Genomic DNA, 22302 nt, shown 5'->3' on the forward strand with positions numbered 1-22302 from the left:
CGGGGTCGACAGTTCTGCCTCGTGAGCGAAGTACGGCCGCAGCTGGATGAGCTGCTGTTCTGGTCCGTGGAGAACGTGTCGGTGGAGTTGGTCGAGGTGGCCGACACCCTAGTGCGAGTGGAGGCCCAAGCCACGGCCCTTGGGGCGGCGTGTCCGGGCTGCGGGTGTTGGTCAGGGCGAATACACGGCTCCTACCTGCGATTTCCCCGTGACCTGCCAACCGCTGGCAAGCGGGTCGTGGTGTCGCTACGAGTGCGCCGGTTCCTCTGCGCCGAGGTGTCCTGTCCGCGCAAGACCTTTGTCGAACAGGTGCCGGGGCTCACCCGTCGATTCGGCCGGCGGACGGAGCGGCTGCGTTCGACGCTGGTCTCTGTCGGGCTCGCGCTTGCGGGACGTGCCGGTGCCCGGATGTCGGACGCCTTCGGGGTGCGAGTCAGCCGGAACACCCTGCTGAGGCTGATCACCTCGCTGCCGGATCCGTCCGTCTCCACGCCCCGCGTGGTCGGAGTCGACGAATACGCCCAACGCAAAGGCCGGATCTACGGAACCGTGCTCGTCGACGTCGAGACCCGCCGCCCCGTGGACCTCTTGCCGAACCGCGAGGCGGACACCCTCGCAGCCTGGCCGTCCGAGAGGCCCGGGATCGAGATCATCTGCCGGGACCGCGCCCGCTTCTACGCCGAAGGAGCCACCCGCGGCGCCCCGCAAGCTCTGCAGGTCGCTGACAGGTGGCACCTCTGGCACAACCTCGGCGAAGCCGCCGAGAAGTGCGTCTTCCGGCACCGCGCCTGCCTGCGACCGGCAACGGCGCCGCTCGAAGAGCTTGAGCAGACATCGGAACCGCCCGACTCATCGCCGTGGCCGACCGGGCACCGGTTCGCTGAGAGGACCCGCGCCAAGCACGCCACCGTCCACGCGCTCCTCGCTGCTGGCCACAGCAAGCGATCCATCGCCCGGCAACTCGGCATGGGCTTCAGCACCGTCCTCCGCTTTGCCCATGTTGCGGAGCCGGAGCAGTTGTTCACCGGCCAGTGGCAAAGCCGCCCCACCAAGCTCGACGCATTCAAGCCCTACCTCGACGAGCGGTGGCAAGAGGGCTGCACCAACGCCTGGAAGCTATGGGAGGAGATCAAGGAACAGGGCTACCCGGACGGCTACGGCAACGTTCGCGCCTACGTCAGCCGGAACCTACGCGGCAAGCCTCAGCCGGTCGGCTCCCGGCCGCCGTCCGCCCGCGCCGTGACCCGCTGGATCCTCACCCGTCCCGAAGCATTGATCGAGAGAGACCGGATCCAGCTCAAGGACGTACTGGCCAACTGCCCCGAACTGGACGCACTCGCCGGACATGTCCGCTCCTTCGCCAACATGCTCACCCAGTTGCAGGGCCACCAGCTGCTGGCATGGATCGAAGCCGCGACCACCACCGACCTGCCGAGCCTCCAGCGATTCGCCCGGCAACTGGAGCGCGACCTCGACGCCGTCACCGCCGGACTCTCGCAACCTTGGAACTCTGGAGTCGTCGAGGGCCATGTCAACCGGATCAAGATGCTGAAGCGCCAGATGTTCGGCCGCGCCGGCTTCGAACTCCTCCGCAAGCGCGTCCTGCTCTACTCCTGAAAAGGCTACTCAGGACACATCGCCGATCAGCCCGAAGCCCTCCGGGAACGCTTCCAGGAACTCGCGGCGAGCGGGGTTGTTCTCGGCGGCTGCCATCTCCCCGACCAGCTCGATCAGCTCCTGCCGCTGATCACTCGGCAGCGTGCTGACCACGTGGCCCATACCCTCCATGACCTTGACCGCGTCGTCCTGATCCATCTGCTCGTCCTCGCTACCGTCGATGAACCACAGGACATCGACCAAAGCCTCGGCCAAGGCACGAGTCAGGGACGGGTACGAGGACGTCACGATGGCCTCCCAGCGGATCAACGGCAGAGTCCGGCCATCCCACCACACACCACTGACATCACTGTCCGTGAGCCCCCACAAGAAGTGGACCAGAGCCTCTCGGCGAGGAACGTTTGTCGTCGACTTTCGGGAGCGTTCGCGCTCACAGCCGTTCGCGATGTCGGCGAGAAGTAGGAACGCATGCTGTTGATGACGCCCTTTCAAACCCCAAACCTTGCTTGAGGGTGGGACCAACCTGCTCGCTGAGAGACCCCACCCATCGGTGGCCCTCACGCCCCCTCCATGCCCCCGGATCGGGTGGGGGTCTGCGTGGGGGAACCCCCACCCGATCCCGTTTACGCCATGAGCTGGTGCAGGGCCAGGACCGTGGCCCCAGCGGCCCCGAGGGCGGCCAGCATGCCGCCGAGGGTGAAGACGGCGGCGCCGGCCACGAATCCGGCGATGAGGATGACGGCCCATCGCTGGGGCAGGGGCTCCGGCCGGCTCGCGGCGGTGTTCTCGTTGGTGTTGGTTTCCACTACGCTCCTGGTCAGTACGTGAACTGAGACGGCCCCGGGTTGCCCCCGGGGCCGTTCGCGTTTGGTGCGAACGGCTGGCCGTTGCACCCCTCTTCTCCGGGGCGCAGAACCAAGTCTGAGGAACGTCTAAGGGTCCATCAGCGGGCAAAGGCAACGCTTTGATCCGCACCAGAGCCTTAAGGTTCTTTGTTATCTGCGGATCAAAACGTTGAGGCCGAACTCGTGGTCGGGGGGATTCATGCCCAAGGGGCTGACGGCTGTGGACCGTCGCCACCGGCGTCTGAAGGAGCTGCAGGACACCGGGCAGTTCGAACCTGTGAACAAGGCGCTGCAGAGGGTCTGGGAGGACGGGCGGCGGCCCGACCGCGTCCATCTGCGCCTTCCGCTGTTGCTCTCGCGGCCAGAAGATCCGGCGCCGCCTCTTACCCAGTTGCTCAACCCGCGCGGCATCGCGCTGCGGTTCTACCTGCTCGCTGTCTTCGAGGCACACTGCCGCCTTGAGCCAGGCGAGGCGTGGACGTCCCGGCGGGCGCTCACCGGTCGCCTGGGCTGGTCTGACTTCGTGGCGGTCGACGCGGCATACAGCAGCCAGAAGGGCTACCTGCACGATGAAGTCCTGCAGGAGCGGGACGGGCAGTCCTGTCGAGTGCGCCAAGTACAAGGGGCCCTGCGCACGCTGGAGGGTGTCGGAGGCGGTGGGCAGGCGCTCGTCCAGGTGCCGCGCAACAAGAACGGTGCTCGGGACTACGCGGCCTTCTCGCTGATGCCGGAGGGAGGCCGCGGCGGGACGCTCACACCGGACCGCTACGTCCTGCCGGAGCCCGGCACTACCCGGGCGTTCTCGATCCCAGTCGACTTCTTCCTGCAGGGCTGGGTGCAGGTTCTCACGCCGGCCGAGGTTGCCACCTGGCTCGTCCTGCAGCTGCTGAGCCAGGCATTCCCCGGCAAGCACGCGAAGTGGGGGGTCTACCTCTACGCGAACAAGCGCGAAGGGTACTTCCGCCTGAAGCGTGACTCGTACGAGGACTCCTGCAACGCGCTGCGCAGCTTCGGTCTGATCCGGGAACCCCGTCTGCCTGAGTCCGTCGTCGCCGCCGCGCAATCACTGGAGTCGGCGTCGGAGGGCTTCAGTGCGAAGGACTTCCTGAAGACGATCCCACTCAAGGAGGCCCCCTTGGGCGCGCCGCCCAAGTACGAGGCCAACCGCCACCACATGTCGGACGAGGGCCTTCGCAAGCCCGCCCTGAAGGCGTGCATGCAGGGGCTCACCTTCCGGCGGCAGCGGCAGCGGCAGCGGCTGATGGGTTGAGGAGTGGTGTCCCCGCGGCCGCCGCTCGGCTGGTCGTGGCCGACACACTCATTGAGGTGTCGGCCCTTCCACTTCCCGGCACTGCCGGCGTGCGCAGGCCTGCGAGACCACTTGCGGGCTCGGGGCGACCGTCGAGTCCGGACGGCGGGTCCTAGTGCTCGAGGGCATGGTGGCCGAAGTGCCCGTTCACCTGCGGCGCTTCACCCACGGCGGGCCCAAGCACCCCACCTACCGGGCGGTCGAGGAACTCGGACGGGCCGTGCGTACGGCGTTCATCTGCGACTACCTCGCCGACGCCCACCTGCGCCGTGAGATCAACGACGGCCTCCAGGTCGTGGAGAACTGGAACTCCGCCAACCATGATCTGTTCTACGGCAAGGACGGCGACCTGACCGGCTCCGACAAGGAGTCCCAGGAGGTCTCGATGCTCGCCCTGCACCTGCTCGCGAGGAGAAGTGGCAGAAGCGGCTCACCGACGCCGACCGGCGGGCCCTGTCCCCGCTGTTCTGGACCCACGTGAACCCCTACGGCCGGTTCGAGCTGGACATGAACTCCCACCTCGACCTCGCGCCGGCCGCGTCCATGGTGCCCGGTCCTCGTACCGCACCCGATGCGCCGGATGTCGCCCAGGAGGCCGCTGTCACCTCTCCCTGACCGGAGCCGTTCCCACTGCCAGACCCGCGCGCTCGACGGCGGCGGACACGGATTCCATCAGGTTGTCCGACCGGCCCGCGGCGGCGTTCGGCGACAGCCCCAGGTCGTCGCCCGCGAAGATGAGGACGCAGCTCAGCTTCTGGGCCGGCCGGCGCCATCCGGGCGGCAGCGTCGGACGCAGCGGGTACAGGAACGGCGCGCTCAGACGGGGTGAGTGCGCGCTCAGCAGACCCTCTCCCGACCGGGCCTCCACGGAGCGTGGCCGCGGTTGTCGGAGCTCCGTGGAGGCCCGGTCGGCGTGTGATGGAGGCTGCCCTCGGCCTCAGGACCGTCCTTGCGGGCTCAGACGACCGCCCCCGTCCCCCTCTCCTTCTTCCTCTGCGCCTCCAACGGGCTGTACTCGTCAGGGACTTCCTTCGCGGCGCGGCGGTCCCGTGCCGGTGGGGGTGGCGGGTTGCGGTGTTCCAGGGCGATCGCGATCGGGACCGCGGTGAAGATGGTCGAGGCGATGCCGACCAGGACGCCCGCGATCAGCGCCACGGAGAAGTCCGCCAGCGAGTCGCCGCCCAGTACCGCCAGTGCGGTCAGGATGAACAGGGCTCCCATGCCCGTGTTCACCGTGCGCGGGAGTGTCTGGACCACCGCGTGGTTGGCCGTTTTCTCCAGGTTGCCTCGTGGGTCTCGGCGGCGCGCTTCGCGGACGCGGTCGAAGACGACCACCGTGTCGTTCACGGAGTAGCCGATCACCGTGAGCAGCGCGGCCAGGAAGACGCTGTCCACCGGCCTGCCCAGCCAGGCGAACAGGCCCACCACGAGGAGGACGTCGTGGACCATCGCGGAGACTGCCGCTGCCGCCAGGGTCCAGCGGAACCGCACGCTGAGGTAGATCAGTTGGGCGGCCACCGCGATGCCCAGGGCCACGAGCGCCTTCTGGCGCAGTTCGCTGCCGAGGCTCGGGCCGATCTGTTCGTCACGCTCCACCGTGACGGTTCCGCCGGGCTTCTCCAAGGCCGCCTTGACGCGCTGCTGTTCGTCGTCGGTGAGCTTCTCCGTGCGTACGGTGATGTCGCCGTCGCCGGACTCCTGCACCACCGCGCGCGGGAACCCCGCGTCGGACACGGCGTTCCGGGCCGTGTCCGCGTCGACGGACCTGCTGGTGCTGTACTCGACGAGGCGGCCGCCGGTGAACTCCACGCCGAAGTCCAGGCCGCGGATGAAGATTCCTGCGACGGCCACCGCCACCAGGAGTGCGCTCGCGCCGAGCCAGCGGCGACGGTGGCGGACCAGGTTCGGGTTGCGGCGGGACAGCCATGTGCGGACTCGGCCCGTCGAGGCGATGCCCGTCAGACCGGGGCGCTTGCGTACGAAGCTGCGGGCGACGGCGAAGTCCGCGAGCGCGCGGGTGATCACGAGCGCCGTGAGCATCGATGCCAGGACGCCGATGCACAGGGTGACCCCGAAGCCCTTGACCGGGCCCGTGGCGAAGAAGAACAGCAATCCCGCGGCGAGCAGCGTCGTCACGTTCGAGTCGATCACCGCGCTCCATGCCTTCGCGAAGCCGGTCTTCACCGGCTTCGCCAAGTCCTTGGAACGGAGGCCCAGGTACTCCTCCCTGGCCCGTTCGAAGACCAGGACGTTCGCGTCCACCGCCATGCCGATCGCCAGGACGAACCCGGCGAGCCCCGGCAGTGTGAGCGTCGCGCCGAGCGCCACCAGAGCGGCGTACGAGATGAGGCCGTACAGCGCGAGGGCCAAGGCGGCGAGCGCGCCAAGGAGCCGGTAGACGACGGTGATGAACAGTGCGGTCAGGGCGATGCCGATGAGCGCGGCCTTGGTGCTCGCCTCGATTGCGTCGGCGCCGAGCGTCGGGCCGACCGTGCGCTGCTCCACGACGTCGAGGGGCACCGGCAGCGCGCCGCCCTTCACGAGCGCCGCCAGGTCGCGCGCCTCGGCCCGGCCGAAGTTGCCGCTGATCTGCGTGGAGCCGCCGATGATACCGGTCCCGCACACCACGTCCGCGTTGACGCCGGGCGCCGAGATGATCTTGTTGTCGAGGGTGATGGCGACGCGGCGTTCCGGAGCGCCCTGAGGGGCGCAGGCCGCGTCCGAGGTGATCTTCGCCCAGGTGTCGCCCGCACCCTTGCGGAAGTCGAGGGAGATCATCCAGCCGTTGAGCGACTGCTGGTCCAGGACCGCCTCGGCGTCCTGGACCCCCTCGCCGGTGAGGGCGGTGGGGCCCAGCTTCAGGTGGTTGCCCGGCTGGTCCGGGTCGGGCAGGGTGCGCGATCCGTCGGCCTCGGGCTCCGCGGAGCCCTTGTCGGCCGTCGCCCCCGTCACCGGGTGGACCGTGAGCTGTGCGGTGCGGCCGATGACCTCGGCGGCCTTGCGTGGGTCCTGCACTCCGGGCAGTTCGACGATGATCCGTTTCTCGCCGGAGCGGGCGATGCCGGGTTCGGAGACGCCGAGGGCGTCGACGCGCTGCCTGAGGACCTCCAGAGCGCGCTCGGTGGATGCGGCGTCGGCCTTGACGGTGGGTGAGTCCCGGGTCTCCAGGACGATCTGGGTGCCGCCGCGCAGATCGAGGCCGAGGCGGGCGGATTGGGTGAGGGCGATGTAGAGGGACAGCGCGACGGCCGCCAGCGCGACGATCGCCCTCCACAAGGGTGGGCGGGACAAGGATGGGCGGGACAAGGGTGCGCGAGACATGCGTACTCCACGATGAGGGCAGGACGGAGGGACGCGTGACCGGACCCGCGCGGTGTGCGCCGGGTCAGAAGGGGCAGGCGTCGATGACGGTCTGCGTGCTCATCGGTGGGGCGGGCCGCGCGGGGCGGCGGACTCGGCCGGCCCGCGCGGCGGCGCGAGTGCGGTGGCGGGGCCCGTGTCGGGCCCGCCCAGGGGGCGGCGCGGGGCCGTGTCGACGGCCGTACGCGCGGGGCCCGCAGGCTGCGGGCCCGGGATGTGGGCGTCAGGTCGGTGCGTGACCGCGACAAGCAGCGCCGGGACGTCGTCCGGTCCTGCCCCTTCTCCGGCGTGCCCCGCCACCGTGTGGTGGGCGAGCGACCTGTCGGCGGGCATGGGCATGCCCTGCGCCCCGGACACCGGGACGAACAGCGCGAGGACGGTGACGACGAAGGTCAGCGCGGACGCGGCCAGGCGCGCGGAGCGGCTCCGTTGCGGCAAGCGTCCCCCCATCCCTTCGGTGCTCGTCGGGTGCGCACGGCGCGGCCCCGCCCTGCTCAACGTATGGGGCGCCCCGGTTCGTTCCGTGTTCCTCGGCAGTTCTTCGGAAGCCGAAGAACTTCAGCAACAGCGCGAAACCCAGCCGGTTCGCCGCCCCCGACTTGCTCCGATCCCGCTCCTGGTCCTCCTCCAACAGCGTCCAGACCTCGATCAAGTCCTCCGGCTCCCACTCCTGCCGCACTCCGCGCTCCCTCCGGTCCTCGTGACCGGACCGACGTCGCCGAGCGGCTCCTCAAGAATCCGGAAAGATCGAAAACCCGGACAAGCCCACCCCGGATTTGCTACAGAGAGCTACTTGTCACTTCGTGGCAGCTTCGGGAGGACAGGGCCGCGACCGGCGCCCTCGGCGCGAACCTCGGGTCGCACACGCGCGAGGTAAAGGGGTTTCGGGGGGTGTGGGGTAAAGCGCATTAGTGTGCGTCGCCGGGGACGGTCGACAAGGAGTCAATTCCTGACGGACGGCCAGGTTCGTTATCGAATCGATACCATCCTCAACTGGCTTTGTACTAAAGCGCATTAGCGCAGATCAATGGGTTGCCGACGAGTTCATTCGCGGGGCGTTCCGGACTCTCGTGGCATTCGGTACCCGCCGGTCACCGGCCACCGGTGTCTTCGCCTCATTGACGTCATCTCGGTTTCGGACGAGCGTGGGCACCGCCTCCGGCAATGAGGCCGGACTTCTGCGAAGGCGGCGAGGATGACTCGTTCGAACCTGACCCGTATCGCTGGTGCCGGGCTCGTGGCCGGCGTCCTGTTAGGGGTCTCCGCGTGCGGCGTGAGCGGCGGCGCCGGGGACATGAAGGCGGCGGAGCGGACCGGCAGAGTGGCCGGTGAGATCACCTTCAGAACCCTCCAGCTCAAGCCCGTGTACACCGCGTACGTCCAGGGCGTGATCGACGCCTTCGAGGAGAAGTACCCCGAGGCGAAGGTCAAGTGGGAGGACGTGCCGGGCGACGGCTACAACGAGAAGCTGGTCGCGGACGCCCAGGCCGGAGCCCTCCCCGACGTCGTCAACCTCTCCACCGACTCCTTCCAGCTCCTCGGTGACCGGGGCATGCTCGCCGACGTGGCCGCACTCGACGGCGGGGCGGCGAAGGACTACGTGCCCGGTGCCTGGGAGCAGTTCAAGCTGCCGGGCAAGGGAGACGGCGTGTTCGCCTACCCCTGGTACGTGACCCCGGAGATCCTCACGTACAACCGGGAGCTGTTCCAGAAGGCCGGGCTGGATCCGGAGGCGCCGCCGACCAGCGTCGAGCAGTTCTTCGACTACGCCGAGCGGATAGCGGCCAACTCCGGCGGCCAGTACTCCGCCTTCATGGCCGACCCCAAGGGCCGGCTGCCGGGGGACTGGCAGAAGATGGGCATCCCGATCCTGAACGAGAAGCAGGACCGCTTCACCTTCGACACCGACAAGGCGGTCGAATGGGCCGAGCGGATGAAGGACCTCTACGCCAAGGGCGCCATGCCCAAGGAGTCCCTCCTCAAGTCCGACGACGTCAACCAGCTGTACGGCGGCGGCAAACTCGTCTTCGGGCCGGGCTCCCCGGGCTTCGTCAAGGACATCAAGCGCAACGCGCCGCAGATCTACGCGAACACCAAGGTCGCGGGCGCCGTCACCGGCACGCTCGGCCACATCGGCATCTACGCCCAGTCGCTCGGCATCAAGAAGGACACCAAACACCTCGACGCGGCAGCCGAGTTCGCCAAGTGGGTGACCAACGGTCCCAACCAGGTGGAGTTCTCCAAGAAGGCCACCATCTACCCGTCCAACGCGCAGGGCCTCGCCGACCCCTACTTCTCGGACCGGGGCGACGGCACGGACGCGGAGACCGTGGCCCGCGCGGTCGGATCCGAGCAGCTCAAGACGGCTGCCCTCGACGCCAACACGCCCGTCCAGTGGACCAACCAGGTCGGCGACGCCGTCGTACGCGAGATGCAGAAGGCCATCAAGGGCGAGCAGGACGCCCGTACGGCGGTCCGCAAGGCCCAGGAAGCCGCCAACAAGCTGCTCGCCGACGCGGCCGCGAAGTGACGCAGGCACTTCGGGCGGAGGAGACCCGGCAGGCGGAGGAGGCGCGGCGCCGCGGGAAGGCGGCGCGGCGGGGGAAGGAAGCGCGGCGGGGGAAGGGTGCGCGCCGCGGGAAGGCGGCGCGGCGGGCGGTGGAGGACGGGGGCGGGCTGCCCCACCGCACCTGGTGGACCCCGTACCTCTTCCTCGCCCCCGGGCTGGCGATGGTCGCGGTGTTCAGCATCTGGCCGTTCGTCAACACCGTCATCCTCTCCCTCACCGACGCCCAGATCCTCCGGGGCGGCTCCTTCGTCGGCTTCGACAACTACCGCCGCGCCCTCGACGACCCGGACTTCTGGGTCGCGACGGGCAACAGCGTCCTGTACCTCGTGGTCGTCGTCCCCTGCCTGGTCCTGCTGCCGCTGGCCCTCGCCGTCCTCGTCCAGACGAAGGTCCCCGGCATCGGGTTCTTCCGCTCGGCCTTCTACACCCCGGTGATCGCCTCGGCCGTGGTCGTCGGCCTGATCTGGCAGTGGGTGCTGCGCAGCGACGGCCTGGTCAACACGGTCTTCCAGAAGCTGCGCATCGTCTCCGAGCCGGTCCCGTTCCTCACCGACAGCACGATGCTCCTGGTCTCCGCGATGATCGTGACCGTGTGGAAGGGCCTGGGCTACTACATGGTCTTCTACCTGGCGGCCCTCGGGAACGTCCCCGCCTCCCTCCACGAGGCGGCCGCCATCGACGGCGCGGGCGCCGTGCGCCGCTTCTTCAGCATCACCGTCCCCCAGGTGAAGCCGATGATGCTGCTGGTCGGCACGCTCTCGGCCATCTCCGCCCTGCGCGTCTTCACCGAGATCTACATCCTCGGCGGCGAGAGCGGCGGCCCGGGCGGCGGAGCCCGCACCCTGCCCTTCCTCATCCGGCAGGTCGGCCTCGGCTTCTCCGGCGAGACCGGTTACGCCTCGGCCATCTCCATCCTGCTGTTCCTCCTGACGCTGGTCTTCAGCCTGCTCGGCCGCCGTCTGTCGAAGGGAGACGAGAGTTGAGCGCCCCCGCACCCGTCCCCGCTTCCGCGCCCGCGCCCGCCCCCGCTCCCGCGCCCGCCCCCGCCCCGGAGAAGGGGACGGGGCCCCGCCGCGGCGGCGCCGCCCGCGGGCCCCGCTGGACCGCCCTGGCCTGGCGGTACACGGCGCTGGTGCTGATGCTGGTGGTGATGCTGGGCCCGATCGTCTGGCAGTTCATGACCTCGATCCGGGGCCGCACCGAGAACGTGTACGACGGCGTGCTGCCCTCGCAGCCCACCTTCGACAACTACGTCCGGGTCGCCGAGTCGTTCCCGCTGGTGCAGTACGTGGGCAACACCCTCACGGTCGCCGTCCTCGCCGTCACCTCGAACCTGCTCTTCGCCGCCATGGGCGGGTACGCCCTCTCCCGGGCGGGCTGGAAGGGCCGCAGGAGCGTCTTCACCGTGCTGGTGGCCACCCTGATGTTCCCGTTCGAGTCCGTGATGATCTCCATGTTCCTGACGGTCCGCGAGATGGGCCTGGTCGACACCCTCATCGGGGTCTGGCTCCCCGGAGCGGTCTCCGTCCTCAACATCATGATCATGCGGGCGGCCTTCCTCGCCGTGCCCCGGGAGGTGGAGGAGGCCGCGGTCCTGGACGGCGCGGGCGAGTGGACCCGCTTCACCCGCGTCTTCCTCCCCGCCGCCAAGGGGGCCCTGGCCGTCGTCTGCATCACCAGCTTCATGGGCGCCTGGGACGACTTCCTCTGGCCCCTGCTCGTCCTCACCGACAGCGACCACTACACCCTCCAGCTCGGCCTGAAATCCCTGGCCGGCGCCACCACGGTCAACGACCAGCGGCTCGTCGCCGCGGGTGCGATGGCCGCGCTCGTCCCGATGATGCTCCTCTTCTTCGCCCTCCAGCGTTTCTTCTTCAAGGGCGTGGGAGAGGGAGCCGTCAAGATCTGAGCCACACCCCCCGCCGCACCTCCCGAACCGCCCGCCCCCCGACGCCACGACTCCTGGAGCCGCCGTCATGCACGACGACCGCAGCATCACCGAACACCGCCTCCGCCGGGTCCTCAGGGAGCGCATCAAACCCGCGGTCCACTCCCACCCCGTCCCGCTGACCGTCGAGCGCTGGGACGCCCCGGGCGAGCCCGTGCCGGCCGCCGAGGGACTCGCCGCCGCCTACGGGCCCTGCGCGGTAGGCGATCCGTGGGGCCCGGCCTGGGGGACCACCTGGTTCAAGGTCACGGGCGCCGTCCCGGCCGAGTGGGCCGGCCGTACGGTGGAGGCCGTCCTCGACCTCGGCTTCGACCGGATGATGCCCGGTTTCCAGTGCGAGGGCCTGGTCCACCGGGCCGACGGCGGCGAGGTCAAGGCCCTGAACCCGTACAACGACTGGGTGCGCGTCAGCGACCGGGCCGAGGGCGGCGAGCGCGTCGAGTGGTACGTCGAGGCCGCCTCCAACCCGGTCCTGGTGGACCACGCGGTCACGTACGAGGGGGACCGGCAGACCAGCGGCGACCAACCCCTCTACCGGCTCGCCCGGATGGACCTCACCGTCTTCGAGGGCGAGGTCTGGGAACTGGTCCAGGACCTCGAAGTCCTCCACGACCTGATGACGCAGCTCGACGTGCAGGACGCCCGGCGGTACGCGGTCCTGCGCGCCGTCGACGCGGCGCTGGACGCGGTGGACCTCGCGGACGTCCCCGGCACGGCGTCCGCCGCCCGCGCGCGGCTGGCCGGCGTACTCGCCTCCCCGGCCCACGCCTCCGCGCACCGGATCAGCGCGGTCGGCCACGCCCACATCGACTCGGCATGGCTGTGGCCGCTGCGCGAGACCGTGCGCAAGGTCTCCCGTACCGCGTCCAACATGGTCCATCTCATGGACGGGCACCCCGAGTTCGTCTTCGCCATGTCGCAGGCTCAGCAGCTCGACTGGATCAAGACCCACCGGCCCGAGCTCTTCGAGCGGATCAAGAAGAAGATCGCGGACGGGCAGTTCGTACCCGTCGGCGGCATGTGGGTGGAGTCCGACACCAACATGGTCGGCGGCGAGGCCATGGCCCGCCAGTTCCTCTACGGCAAGAAGTTCCTGCTCGACGAGTTCGGCATCGAGACCCACAACGTCTGGCTGCCCGACTCCTTCGGCTACACCGCCGCGATGCCGCAGATCGTCAAGCTCGCCGGGGCCAAGTGGTTCCTGACCCAGAAGATCTCCTGGTCCCAGGTCAACAAGTTCCCCCACCACACGTTCTGGTGGGAGGGCATCGACGGCACCCGCGTCTTCACCCACTTCCCGCCCGTCGACACCTACAACTCCGACCTCGGCGGCGCCCAGCTCGCGCACGCCGCCCGCAACTACCAGGAGAAGGGCCGGGGTTCGCGCTCCCTGGTCCCCTTCGGCTGGGGCGACGGCGGTGGCGGCCCCACCCGGGAGCACCTCGCCCGCGCGGCCCGCCAGCGCGACCTCGAAGGCTCCCCGCGGGTCGAGATCGAGCGCCCGGACGCCTTCTTCGAGAAGGCACACGCCGAGTACGAGGACGCGCCCGTCTGGGCCGGCGAGCTCTACCTGGAGCTGCACCGCGGGACCTACACCTCCCAGGCCAAGACCAAGCAGGGCAACCGGCGCGGCGAATCGCTGCTGCGCGAGGCCGAGCTGTGGGCGGCCACCGCCGCGGTGCGGGTCGCCGGGTACGCGTACCCGTACGAGGACCTGGAGCGGATCTGGAAGACGGTGCTGCTCCACCAGTTCCACGACATCCTGCCCGGCTCCTCCATCGCCTGGGTGCACCGGGAGGCGCGCGAGACGTACCGGGCCGTACGGGAGGAGCTGACGGCGATCAGCCTCGCCGCGCAGACCGCCCTGGCCGGGGAAGGCGCCGTGGAACTGGTCTTCAACTGCGCCCCGCACACCCGGAACGGGGTTCCGGCCGGCGGCGCGGACCGACCGGCGGCAGCCGGAGAGCCGGTCACGGTGGAGGAGCGGCACGGCGGCGGATACGTCCTGGCCAACGGCCGGCTGCTGGTGGAGGTCGACGGCCGCGGGCTGATCGTCTCCGCCTACGACCTGGAGGCCGACCGCGAGTCCCTCGCACCGGGCACCGCGGCGAACCTGCTCCAGATCCACCCCGACTTCCCGAACATGTGGGACGCCTGGGACATCGACGCCTTCTACCGCAACAACGTCACCGATCTGGTGGCCCTGGACGCGATGGAGGTCGCCGGGGGCGGGCCGGAGGCCGTGACCGTACGCGTCGCCCGCTCCTTCGGTAACTCCACGGCGGTCCAGTCCGTCACCCTGCGCGCCGGGGCCAAGACGGTCGACATCGTCACGGACGTGGAGTGGCACGAGACGGAGAAGTTCCTCAAGGCCGCCTTCCCGCTGGACGTGAAGGCCGAACGCACCGCCTCCGAGACCCAGTTCGGGCACGTCTACCGGGCCACCCACACCAACACCTCCTGGGAGGCGGCCAAGTTCGAGATCTGCGCCCACCGCTGGATCCATGCGGAGGAGCCCGGCTGGGGCGTGGCGCTGCTCAACGACTCCACGTACGGGCACGACGTGACCCGGGACGTACGGGCGGACGGCGGTCAGACCACCACGGTGCGCCTCTCCCTCCTGCGGGCCCCGCGCTACCCCGACCCGGAGACCGACCAGGGCTCCCACACCCTGCGGTTCTCCCTCGCGCCCGGCGCCGGGATCGGGGACGCGGTCCGCGAGGGCCACTGGCTCAACCTGCCGGAGCGGACGCTGACCGGCGCGGGCCCGGTCGCCCCGCTGGTGACGGTGGACGACGACGCGGTGGTCGTCGAGGCCGTCAAGCTCGCCGAGGACCGCGGCGGCGACGTGATCGTGCGCCTGTACGAGTCCCGGGGCGGGCGGGCCACGGCCACCCTCGCGGCGGGCTTCGAGCTCACCGGGGCCGTGGAGAGCGACCTGCTGGAGCGGCCCCTGGCGGGCACGGCCGTGGGCGACCCGGGGGCGGACGGCAGGGTCCCGCTGACCCTGCGCCCCTTCCAGATCGTCACGCTCCGCCTCCGCCGGGCCTGACCCCGGATTCAGCGTTCCTCGTTCCGCCCGCCCGGGGTCCGGGCGGGCGGTTCGGCGTCCGGCCCGGTGCCGTGGCCGATCCCGGTGACGCCGTCCTCGGCGAGCGAGCGCCGGGCGGAGCGGGCCGGAGGCCGTGAACTGCGCCACAGGCGTCGGCCGACCGGTCCACCCAGGCCCGGGATTCGGGGCTTCCGGCGGCCCCACCTGGTTTTGCACCTAGTTGCAAAACCGCTCTCCCCTCGCTAGAACAGGTTCATCACCCCCGCGCGAGGAGGCGCCCCTCATGAGTTCCCAGAGCCGGTACCCGCACCTGCTGAGCCCCCTGGACCTCGGCTTCACCACCCTGCCGAACCGCGTGATCATGGGCTCGATGCACACCGGCCTCGAAGAGCACCAGGGCGGCTTCGAGCGGCTCGCCGCCTTCTACGCCGAGCGCGCCCGCGGCGGCGCCGGCCTGATCGTCACCGGCGGCATCGCCCCCAACGACGCCGGGCGCCCCTTCGAGGGCGGCTCCCGCCTGACCACCGAGGACGAGGCCGCCGAGCACCGGGTGATCACCGAGGCGGTGCACGCCGAGGGCGGGAAGATCGCCATGCAGATCCTCCACTTCGGCCGCTACGCCTACCACAAGGACCTGGTCGCCCCCAGCGCCCTCCAGGCCCCCATCAGCCCCTTCGTCCCGAACGAGCTCACCGACGTCGAGGTCGAGCGCACCGTGGAGGACTTCGTCCGGGCCGCCCGCCTGGCCAAGCTCGCGGGCTACGACGGCGTCGAGATCATGGGCTCCGAGGGCTACCTGATCAACGAGTTCATCGCCGCCGCCACCAACAAGCGCACCGACCGCTGGGGCGGCGCGTACGAGAACCGCGTCCGCTTCCCGCTGGAGATCGTCCGCCGCACCCGCGCGGCCGTCGGCGAGGACTTCATCCTGATCTACCGGCTGTCCATGCTGGACCTGATCCCGGGCGGCTCCACCCTGGACGAGGTCGTCCACCTCGCCAAGGAGGTCGAGGCGGCCGGCGCCACCATCATCAACACCGGCATCGGCTGGCACGAGGCCCGCATCCCCACCATCGCCACCTCCGTCCCGCGCGGCGCCTACACCTGGGTCACCAAGCGGCTGATGGGCGCCGTCTCCGTCCCGCTCGTCACCAGCAACCGCATCAACACCCCCGAGATCGCTGAGGAGTTGCTCGCCGACGGGCGCGCCGACCTGGTCTCGCTCGCCCGCCCCTTCCTGGCCGACGCCGACTTCGTCGCCAAGGCCGCCGCGGGCCGCCCCGAGACCATCAACACCTGCATCGGCTGCAACCAGGCCTGCCTCGACCACACCTTCAGCGGCAAGATCACCAGCTGCCTGGTCAACCCGCGCGCCTGCCACGAGACCGAACTGGTCCTGTCGCCCACCCAGTTGAAGAAGCGCGTCGCCGTCGTCGGCGCCGGCCCGGCGGGCCTCGCCTGCGCAGTCTCCGCCGCCGGACGCGGCCACGCCGTCACCCTCTTCGAGGCCTCCGGCCACATCGGCGGCCAGCTCGACATCGCCCGCCGCATCCCGGGCAAGGAGGAGTTCGAGGAGACCATCCGCTACTACGGCACCCAGCTCGCCGAGAGCGGCGTCGAGGTCCGCCTGAACACCCGCGCGGACGTGCAGACCCTCCAGGGCTACGACGAGGTCGTCGTCGCCACCGGGGTCACCCCCCGCACCCCCGCCATCGAGGGCGTGGACCACGCCAACGTCGTCAGCTACCTCGACGTGCTGCGCGACGGCGCCCCCGTCGGCGAGCGCGTGGCCGTCGTCGGCGCCGGCGGCATCGGCTTCGACGTGGCCGAGTACCTCACCGACAGCGGCGAGGGCGCCTCGCAGGACCCCGCCGTTTACTTCCGCCACTGGGGCGTGGACACCGAGTACGCCGGCCCCGGCGGCCTCACCGCCCCCGCCCGCCCCGCGCCCCCGCGCCAGGTCCACCTGCTCCAGCGCAAGACGACCAAGGTCGGCGCGGGCCTCGGCACCACCACCGGCTGGATCCACCGCGCGGAGCTCAAGCACCGCGGCGTGGTCTCCGTCGCCGGGGCCACGTACGAGCGCATCGACGACGAGGGCCTGCACATCACCGTCGACGGCGAGGAGCGCCTCGTACCCGCCGACACGGTGGTGCTCTGCACCGGCCAGGAGCCGCGCCGCGACCTGTACGAGGCGCTGCGCGCGGCCGGGGTCGAGGCGCACCTCATCGGCGGCGCCGACGTGGCCGCCGAGCTCGACGCCAAGCGGGCGATCCGGCAGGGCACGGAGCTGGCCGCCACGCTCTGACCGCGGGAGATCCTCCAGGAAATCAACCTCTTCGCTCCAGGGTGTTGTGGCGGCCCGGCCCGGGCCGCCACAATCTCCCGGTGACGCTGACACCGGCAGACGCCGACAAGATCCTCGCCGACCACTTCGCCCCCTGGGTGCAGGCCCTCGGCCTGACCGTCCAGGAGACCGGCGACCGGCACGCCGTCCTGCGGCTGCCCTGGTCCGACTCCCTGGCCCGGGACGGCGGCGGCCTGTCGGGGCAGGCCATGATGGCGGCCGCCGACACCGCCACCGTCGTCGCGATCTCCGCCGCGCGCGGGGAGTACGGGCCGATGACCACCGTCCAGCAGTCGACGAGCTTCCAGCGGCCGGTGGTCGGCGCGGACGTACTGGTCCACGTACGGGTGACCAAGCTCGGCCGGCGGATGGCCTTCGCCGACGTCACCCTGACCCCCGAGGGCGCCCAGGAGCCCGCCGCCACGGCCTCCACCGTGTACGCCCTGCTCGGCTGACGGACCCCGCGGCCGCGAAAAAAGCGCGCGACACCCCGGGACGCTCTCACCTACCGTCCCGGGGTGATGAGCCGAAGAGCACGAGGGCGACCGGGGCACGGCGAGCGGGCCGACGAGGACCACGGGCGGCCCGGGCGCGGCCCGCTGGGGCGGAACAAGGACTTCAACGTCTTCTGGCTCGGCCAGGCGCTGTCCGTCATCGGCGGCTCCGTCTCGCTGCTCGCGCTCCCGCTGCTCGTCCTCCACGCCACCGGATCCCTCGTCCAGATGGGCCTGGTCACCGTCGTCTCCGCGGCCACCGGCATCGTCACGGGGGTGTTCGCCGGATACGTGGTCGACCGCGTCGACCGCCGCCGGCTCATGATCGTCTGCGATCTGGCCCGCGGACTGCTGCTCGGCGCGGTGCCGTTGCTCTGGCTGGCCGGGCCGCGGATCTGGCTGCTGTACGTACTGACCGCGCTGGTCGGCGTGTTGAAGACGCTCTTCGACGTTGCCTACGTGACGGCGGTGCCGAACCTCGTACGCCCGCAGGACCTCACCGCCGCCAACGGCCGGCTGATGAGCACCTTCGCCGTCGGAACCCTGCTCGGCCCGGTGGCCGCCGGCTTCCTCACGGCCGCGGTGGGAGCGGACTGGGCCCTGGCCGTGGACGGGGCCACCTTCCTCGTCTCCGCCGCCAGCCTGGGATGGGTCAGGTTCGACCGCCCGGCCGGCGGCCCCGACGCGGACGCGGCGCGGGCCGGGGCACGCGGGGGAATGCTCCGCGAGGTGTTCGTCGTCGGCTTCCGCTTCCTGTGGGCCCATCCGCTGCTGCGCCCGCTGACGGTACTGCTCACCCTGCTGACCTTCGTCACCATGGGCGCCACCGACCTGCTGATCTACCGGGTCCAGCACGACCTCGGCCAGGACGCCGCGACCCTGGGCTACGTGATCGCCGCGGGCGGGGCCGGAGCCCTCCTCGCCGCCTTCGCCGCCGGCACGCTGCGCCGGGTCTTCGGCTTCGGCGCCTGCTGGCTGGCCTCGGTCGCGATGTTCGGCCTGGCGGTGGCCGGCACCGGCGTCAGCCGCAGCGTGCCGCTGATCGCCGTACTGACCGCCGTGTCCATGTTCGGCCTGACCCTCGCCGGGGTGTGCAGCATGACGCTGCGCCAGGAGGTGACCCCGGACCACCTGCTCGGTCGAGTGACCTCCGCCTTCTGGACCGTGCACAACGCCTCGGGCCCGGTGGGCGCGGCCGTGCTCACGCTGCTGGCCGCCCGGCACGGGGTTCCGGTGGTCAGCCTGGCCGGCGGGGCGTTCTGTCTGCTGATCCTCGTCGGCGGGCTGCTCAGCCCGCTGCGCGGCAGCCGGATCGGGGCGGCCGCGCCGCCCGCCGGGGCGGAGTCCGCCCAGCGCGGTGCGCGGGCGGGGCGGTCGACGCACGCATAGGGTGCTGGTCTGCCATCGTGGATCGCGAGAACCGCACGGAGGAGCCGACATGTCCGGACAGTTCGAGGCCAGCGTCGACATCGACCGGCCCGTCGACGAGGTCTTCGCCTACCTCGCCGACGGGCGCAACGACCCCGAATTCAGCCCGCGCGTCCAGCAGATCACCAAGACCCCGGACGGGCCGACCGCGCTGGGCACGGTCTTCCGCAGCACCGTCAAGGACGCCGGGATGAAGACCGGCCGCGAGTTCCGCATCGTCGGCTTCGAACCGCCGGGCCTGATCCGCTGGACGGAGCAGAGCAAGAACCTGGTGACGGCCGAGGGCGGCTACGACCTCGAGCCCCTGCCCGGCGGCCGCACCCGGGTCCGCATCTTCAACACCCTCGAAGGCCACGGCCTCGGCCGGCTCCTGGTCGGGCTCGCGCTGAGCGCGGCCCGCAAGGACGCCCCCGACTTCGGCCGCCGCATCAAGGCGGCCGTGGAGGCGTCCTCGTCCTCTTCCCCGTCCTGAGCCGGCTGCCCGCGGCGGCCGGACCGGACGGGACCGCGGGGTCGGAACGGCGGGCTCAGGACCGCGGGGTCAGGACCGCGGGGTCAGGACCGCGGGGTCAGGACCGCGGGATCAGAAGAGCACCGCGGGGTCAGAACCGCCCGGGCCCGGCAGGGATCGGGAGCGGCTTCTGCGGGGTCAGCGACTCCCGCTGCTGCGGGGCGGCCGGCGGGTTCTGGCAGGTCACGTTCCCGGCGGGCAGCCGTCCCGTGGTCAGGTAGTCGTTGACGGGCGCGTTGGCGCAGGAGTTGGGGTCGGCGAGGTACACGCCGTGGCCCTCACCGCCCGCCACCAGCACCATCCGGGAGCCCTTCAGCGCACGGTGCAGGCCCACACCGCTGGCCAGCGGGGTCTGAGAGTCCCACTCGTTCTGCACGGTCAGCACGTTCGCCTTGGTCCGCATCGGCGTGGCCGCCTCGACCGGGCGCTGCCAGAAGGCGCACGGCATGACGTTGGAGACGAAGTCCCCGTACAGCGGGTACCTGGCCTTGTCCTTCGCCGCGTCGCGCTCGTACTGCTCGGTGTAGCGGGGCCAGTTGCCCGTGTCCCCGCACACCACGGACAGGAAGACGGCCGTGCCGTTGTCGGCGGGCGGTTCCGGGGTCCGGCCGGTGGCCGGCTTCGGGGCCGGTCCGGCGGCGGAACCCGTGGTGATCAGCCTCTTCACGTCCGCCACGGAGGAGGGATCGGGCTGCGGCGTACCCTCGGCGGCCGCCTTGAGGGCCACGACGACGGGGGTGGCCTGCGCCGGGTAGAAGAACAGCGCCCGGGCGCCGCGGATGTCGTCGCCCGTGAGCTTGAGCCCCTCGAACTCGATCGGCTCCCGGTCGGCGCGCGCCACCAGCCCCCAGAAGGTGTCGGAGACAGCCTTCGGGGTGTCGCCGAGCCGGTACTCGCCCGAGCGCTCGGCCGCCCACCCGGTCCAGCGGGTGAAGGCGGGCTCGGCCTCGGACGCCCATATCTGGAGCATCCCGCGCCAGATGCGCTGCGGGTCCACACCGCTGTCGAGCACGAAGCGGTCGGTCCGGTCCGGGAACATCTGCGTGTACACCGAGCCCAGGTAGGTCCCGTACGAGTAGCCCACGTACGAGATCTTCCGCTCGCCCAGCACCGTACGGATCGCGTCCATGTCGCGCGCCGTGTTGCGGGTGGTGATGTGGGGCAGCACCGCCCCGGCCTTCTCCTGGCACTTGTCGGCGACGGTGCGTGCCCAGTCCACGTCGGAGGGGAAGCTCTCCGGCCGGTACGGCCGCAGGAAGTTCTGCTCCTCCTCCGTCAGCCCGCAGCTGACCGGGCTGCTGGCGCCGACCCCGCGCGGGTCGAAGCCGATGAGGTCGTACTGGTCGCGGACGTCCTTGGGCATCGCCTCGTTCATCATCAGGGGCATGTCGAGCCCCGAACCGCCGGGACCGCCGGGGTTGGACAGCATCACGCCGTGCCGCTTGGCCGGGTTCTCGCTCTTCATCCGGGACAGGGCGAGGTCGATGGTGGGCCCGGTGGGACGCCGGTAGTCGAGCGGGACCTTGATGGTGGCGCATTCGTACGAGGCCGGCAGGTCCGGGCTGCAACGCTGCCACGAGGGCTTCTGCTTGAGGTACTCGGCCGGGGCGGCGGAGGCCTGCGTCGCGGCCAGCAGGGGCACGGTGGTTGCCATGAGTCCGGCGGTGGCGAGCAGCGGTGCGAGGCGTTTCATGCGCACGTTGCCGTTTCCTTTCGCTGAAGTCGCTTACGCGCTCACCCTGTTGCATGCGGCGGCCCCGGCGAATCATCCCGGAGGTCGGCCTTCATGCGTCTCACGAACGAGGCGATAACAGGACAAGTGGCCGACGCGCCGTCCGGGTTCGGTCCCTGCCGGGCCCGCCGGCTCCCTCCCCCTCAGGCGGCTGCCGGGTCCTCCTCCTCCGCGTCCCCGTCCCGGGCCTCGGCGGGGTGCTTCGGCGGGCAGGGCGGGCACTCCCGGACGTAGACCGCCAGGACCTCCTCCAGCGTCTGGGTCTGCTTGCGTGCGCAGGCGGCCTTGCGGGCCTCCTCCTTGCAGATGAGTTCCGCCTTGGCGCCTTCGAGGGCGGCGATGGCCTTCGAGCCCTTCAGGACGCAGAGCAGCAGCTCGCACAGGCACGCGACGTAGGCAGAGACGGTGGGGAAGCCCCGCCACACCTCCTCCGCGCGCCGGCGCAGGATCAGCAGCCGGGCGTAGAGGCGCACGACGTCCTTCCCGGTCACCGGATCGGAGGCGTCGGCCAGCAGCCGGGCCGCGTCAGCCTTGATCTGCGCGGCGCGCGCGGGCAGTTCCGTACGCTCCTCGTCCAGCCGCTCGAAGCAGGCGGCGGCCGCTTCCACCTCGGCGGCGTAGCGGGCGATCCGGGCGGACAGGGAGGCGATGGTGTCGTCCTCCCCGACCTCGTCGTCGAAGGAGCAGTCGCAGTCCCCGACGCAGCAGCCCCAGCCGCCCGCACACTCCCTGATCTCGTCGAACACCTCGTCGACGGCCTGCGCCAGGCACTCCTTCTGGTCCCGGGGGATCCGGCAGCGGATCTGCTCCAGCACCGTGTCCAGCGTGGCGTCCGCCGCGTCGAGATCACCCTGCGCGGCATCCCTGGCCTTGCCGTACTCGCTCCGGGCGCTGTCGAACTTCTCCTTGAACTCCTTCAGCCGGGGCAGGCGTTCCTCGGTGACCTCGGCCCGCCGGCTGATCCCCTTCGAGCTGCACGTGAGGTCGTCGATGGCGCCGAGGTCGCAGGTGCCGCCGGTGCCGCCGGTGCCGGAACGGTCCGACGTGTTCTGGTGGGTGCTGCTCATGATGGCTCTCCTGGTCGAGGGGG

At 70.8% G+C, this 22302-nt stretch carries 18 protein-coding genes; 12 read left to right on the top strand and 6 right to left on the bottom strand.

From position 1 onward, the window contains the following. Positions 1–21: 21 nt before the first annotated feature. Positions 22–1617 (top strand): ISL3 family transposase, encoded by a 1596-nt coding sequence (locus AB0D94_RS03345; protein ID WP_362044821.1) that lies wholly within the window; start codon positions 22–24, stop codon positions 1615–1617. A gap of 9 nt (positions 1618–1626) precedes the next feature. Here AB0D94_RS03345 and AB0D94_RS03350 read toward each other — a convergent pair whose 3' ends face one another. Then, positions 1627–1905 (bottom strand): hypothetical protein, encoded by a 279-nt coding sequence (locus AB0D94_RS03350; RefSeq protein WP_362044823.1) that lies wholly within the window; start codon positions 1903–1905, stop codon positions 1627–1629. Between the two features lie 335 nt (positions 1906–2240). Continuing rightward, positions 2241–2423 carry a hypothetical protein gene (locus AB0D94_RS03355; RefSeq protein WP_362044825.1) on the bottom strand — a complete coding sequence of 61 codons (183 nt, stop codon included), beginning with the start codon at positions 2421–2423 and terminating at the stop codon, positions 2241–2243. A 238-nt stretch (positions 2424–2661) separates the two neighbouring features. Between AB0D94_RS03355 and AB0D94_RS03360 the strand changes: the two genes are divergently transcribed. The 3 genes from AB0D94_RS03360 to AB0D94_RS03370 all read left to right on the top strand — a co-directional run bounded on the left by AB0D94_RS03360 (position 2662) and on the right by AB0D94_RS03370 (position 4386). Next, entirely contained in the window at positions 2662–3732 is a 1071-nt protein-coding gene (locus AB0D94_RS03360; protein ID WP_362044827.1) for a hypothetical protein, read from the top strand. A 178-nt stretch (positions 3733–3910) separates the two neighbouring features. Then, a complete protein-coding gene (locus AB0D94_RS03365) occupies positions 3911–4252 on the top strand; it encodes a Tn3 family transposase (protein ID WP_362044829.1) in 342 nt (113 codons plus the stop codon). Beyond that, positions 4249–4386, top strand: coding sequence for a hypothetical protein (locus AB0D94_RS03370; RefSeq protein WP_362044831.1), 138 nt, complete (start codon positions 4249–4251; stop codon positions 4384–4386). Before AB0D94_RS03365 ends, AB0D94_RS03370 begins: the two co-directional genes overlap by 4 nt. A 342-nt stretch (positions 4387–4728) precedes the next feature. On the opposite strand, the gene secD is transcribed toward AB0D94_RS03370, so the two are convergent. After that, a complete protein-coding gene (secD, locus tag AB0D94_RS03375) occupies positions 4729–7092 on the bottom strand; it encodes a protein translocase subunit SecD (RefSeq protein ID WP_362044833.1) in 2364 nt (787 codons plus the stop codon). Between the two features lie 99 nt (positions 7093–7191). Beyond that, positions 7192–7569, bottom strand: a complete 378-nt coding sequence (locus AB0D94_RS03380) for a hypothetical protein (RefSeq protein ID WP_362044835.1) — start codon at positions 7567–7569, stop codon at positions 7192–7194. A gap of 757 nt (positions 7570–8326) precedes the next feature. Between AB0D94_RS03380 and AB0D94_RS03385 the strand changes: the two genes are divergently transcribed. The 8 genes from AB0D94_RS03385 (at position 8327) to AB0D94_RS03420 (ending at position 19441) form a co-directional block, all read left to right on the top strand. After that, positions 8327–9661, top strand: a complete 1335-nt coding sequence (locus AB0D94_RS03385; protein ID WP_362044837.1) for a sugar ABC transporter substrate-binding protein — start codon at positions 8327–8329, stop codon at positions 9659–9661. A 200-nt stretch (positions 9662–9861) separates the two neighbouring features. Beyond that, positions 9862–10683 (top strand): sugar ABC transporter permease, encoded by an 822-nt coding sequence (locus tag AB0D94_RS03390; protein WP_362045043.1) that lies wholly within the window; start codon positions 9862–9864, stop codon positions 10681–10683. Further along, positions 10680–11609, top strand: coding sequence for a carbohydrate ABC transporter permease (locus tag AB0D94_RS03395; protein ID WP_362044839.1), 930 nt, complete (start codon positions 10680–10682; stop codon positions 11607–11609). Before AB0D94_RS03390 ends, AB0D94_RS03395 begins: the two co-directional genes overlap by 4 nt. Before the next feature lie 67 nt (positions 11610–11676). Then, positions 11677–14700, top strand: a complete 3024-nt coding sequence (locus tag AB0D94_RS03400; protein ID WP_362044841.1) for a glycoside hydrolase family 38 C-terminal domain-containing protein — start codon at positions 11677–11679, stop codon at positions 14698–14700. A 283-nt stretch (positions 14701–14983) separates the two neighbouring features. Further along, entirely contained in the window at positions 14984–17008 is a 2025-nt protein-coding gene (locus AB0D94_RS03405) for an NADPH-dependent 2,4-dienoyl-CoA reductase (protein WP_362044843.1), read from the top strand. Positions 17009–17088: 80 nt separating this feature from the next. Then, positions 17089–17502 (top strand): PaaI family thioesterase, encoded by a 414-nt coding sequence (locus AB0D94_RS03410; RefSeq protein ID WP_362044845.1) that lies wholly within the window; start codon positions 17089–17091, stop codon positions 17500–17502. Between the two features lie 66 nt (positions 17503–17568). Next, positions 17569–18930 (top strand): MFS transporter, encoded by a 1362-nt coding sequence (locus AB0D94_RS03415; protein WP_362044847.1) that lies wholly within the window; start codon positions 17569–17571, stop codon positions 18928–18930. A 49-nt stretch (positions 18931–18979) separates the two neighbouring features. Beyond that, the gene (locus AB0D94_RS03420; protein WP_362044849.1) at positions 18980–19441 is read left to right on the top strand and encodes an SRPBCC family protein; all 462 of its coding nucleotides are present in this window, start codon (positions 18980–18982) and stop codon (positions 19439–19441) included. A 130-nt stretch (positions 19442–19571) separates the two neighbouring features. On the opposite strand, the gene AB0D94_RS03425 is transcribed toward AB0D94_RS03420, so the two are convergent. Together AB0D94_RS03425 and AB0D94_RS03430 are read right to left on the bottom strand one after the other, a co-directional pair. Then, on the bottom strand, positions 19572–21173 hold the full coding sequence (locus tag AB0D94_RS03425; protein WP_362045045.1) for an alpha/beta hydrolase: 1602 nt from the start codon (positions 21171–21173) through the stop codon (positions 19572–19574). 182 nt (positions 21174–21355) lie between these two features. After that, the gene (locus tag AB0D94_RS03430) at positions 21356–22279 is read right to left on the bottom strand and encodes a hypothetical protein (protein ID WP_362044851.1); all 924 of its coding nucleotides are present in this window, start codon (positions 22277–22279) and stop codon (positions 21356–21358) included. Positions 22280–22302: the final 23 nt, after the last annotated feature.

It is taken from the genome of Streptomyces sp. NPDC048255 (assembly GCF_040652415.1).
GTDB lineage: Bacteria > Actinomycetota > Actinomycetes > Streptomycetales > Streptomycetaceae > Streptomyces.

What these genes read in the sequence shown, in the direction of transcription:
- AB0D94_RS03390 (WP_362045043.1), top strand. Translation starts at nt 9,862, where the DNA reads ATGGTCGCGGTGTTCAGCATCTGGCCGTTCGTCAACACCGTCATCCTC.
- AB0D94_RS03360 (WP_362044827.1), top strand. Translation starts at nt 2,662, where the DNA reads ATGCCCAAGGGGCTGACGGCTGTGGACCGTCGCCACCGGCGTCTGAAG.
- AB0D94_RS03385 (WP_362044837.1), top strand. Translation starts at nt 8,327, where the DNA reads ATGACTCGTTCGAACCTGACCCGTATCGCTGGTGCCGGGCTCGTGGCC.
- AB0D94_RS03425 (WP_362045045.1), bottom strand. Translation starts at nt 21,173, where the DNA reads ATGAAACGCCTCGCACCGCTGCTCGCCACCGCCGGACTCATGGCAACC.
- secD (WP_362044833.1), bottom strand. Translation starts at nt 7,092, where the DNA reads ATGTCTCGCGCACCCTTGTCCCGCCCATCCTTGTCCCGCCCACCCTTG.
- AB0D94_RS03405 (WP_362044843.1), top strand. Translation starts at nt 14,984, where the DNA reads ATGAGTTCCCAGAGCCGGTACCCGCACCTGCTGAGCCCCCTGGACCTC.
- AB0D94_RS03400 (WP_362044841.1), top strand. Translation starts at nt 11,677, where the DNA reads ATGCACGACGACCGCAGCATCACCGAACACCGCCTCCGCCGGGTCCTC.
- AB0D94_RS03415 (WP_362044847.1), top strand. Translation starts at nt 17,569, where the DNA reads ATGAGCCGAAGAGCACGAGGGCGACCGGGGCACGGCGAGCGGGCCGAC.
- AB0D94_RS03420 (WP_362044849.1), top strand. Translation starts at nt 18,980, where the DNA reads ATGTCCGGACAGTTCGAGGCCAGCGTCGACATCGACCGGCCCGTCGAC.
- AB0D94_RS03430 (WP_362044851.1), bottom strand. Translation starts at nt 22,279, where the DNA reads ATGAGCAGCACCCACCAGAACACGTCGGACCGTTCCGGCACCGGCGGC.